General features: G+C 33.1%; 1 protein-coding gene. It reads right to left on the reverse strand.

Translation table 11 applies throughout. The features are described from left to right. The coding region (locus AC1DJR_RS29575; protein ID WP_477004214.1) for a DUF2515 domain-containing protein at positions 1 to 1,167 on the reverse strand (1,167 nt) is incomplete at its 3' end. Between the last annotated feature and the right edge of the window lie 291 nt (positions 1,168 to 1,458).

Raw genomic sequence — 1,458 nt, forward strand, 5'->3', positions numbered from 1 at the left:
TCGAAGGAGGACATTTTTCTTTGCGAGAATTGCGAGTTCAATTTTTTCGAGTGTTTTGCAGTAGTCTTCTGTAATTTGTCCATTTATATTTTCCTCCTTATCAACTAAATAATTTACAACTTGCCAATCGTTAAACCAATCTTCATTTTCAACTTCTTCATGTTTCATATCCCGCCATGCATAGATGAGTGCAGGGCTGTATATACGATACGCGTCACTACGTAACTGGCATTTCTTTATTCGGCGTTTATAAAACTCACGCGAAAAAGATTCATTTACACTAGAAAATAAATGAGGCCAGTAATCTTTTCTTGAGCCTGTATGTGGATGGTGATGGACCCAGTTTATTATTTGAGATAAAATATGTGTATCCCGAAATAACAATGAATACAACCGTTTTCCAAGTGAAATTCGTTCATGCAAAGAAGTGAAATGTTTCATTGTATCACCAAATAGTAATACTTTTTGCTTTTTATCATTTTCGTAAAATGGGAAAAGGATATGATTAAACTGAAAAAAATCAAAGAGTTTAAATCCAATACTATTTAATACAGTCTTTTTAAAGTGTGCATTTTGAATAACTCTTTTTTCTAAGTAGTTTTGTTCATTAATAATAGTTGCGATCGCTAATGTTTTTTTGTTACCTGTTTTCCAAAAATCGTTCCACATTGTTTCCATAAATGTAGAAACATTTAAGTGAGTGAGAAGGTGAAATAGCTTTTTTGATTTTTTTACACTTTGCTCATATAGTAAAAATTGAGGATATACATCTTGGAAAATGAGCCAATTTCCTCTTTCTAAAAAAGAGAAAAATGTAATTTGATCTTTCTCGGATAAAAGCCTCGTATATAAATCTCCCTTTAAATCTGTCATATTCCAGCCACCGTTACGTGATACGATATGCCCAAGTAGTGCCCAATGTATTTCTGGATATTGAATGTAAAATTGGTAGTATGCACGTGTTCTTGTGACGTTATTTTTATTTAGTTCTTTTGTCTGAGCTTTAATTTTATCGATGATAAGTTGCTCTTCTTTCGTTAATTTATATATGGTAACAGAAGAGATGAGATCGCTTTTTTGTTGTAACTCGTTTTTCACGTCGAATAGGGAGAGAGGGAGTGCTTTTGAGAATTCTTTAGATGTATTGTTTGAATTGCTTTGGTACATTCCATTACCTCCCTTTTCTATGAGTTTAAATGTGGTATTGGTTATGAATCATTCCATTTATCCCGCTATTAACGAGCAGTAATACTCCCATCTCAAAAGTCGGCTAAAGCAAAGAAGTTAGGTGAGGGTGGGGCTGCTCGTAAAAGCCCGATTGATTCAACTAATAATCAGTGGGGGATGGACAAAATCCCCACTAATTAAAGGTTCACTTTATTTTATTACGAGCATAAGAAATAAATGAGCGGTGTTTTTTAAACCAGTAATATAGTTATCATTCAAACAGTATAAAGA

This window comes from Bacillus sp. 05T31 (assembly GCF_056396725.1).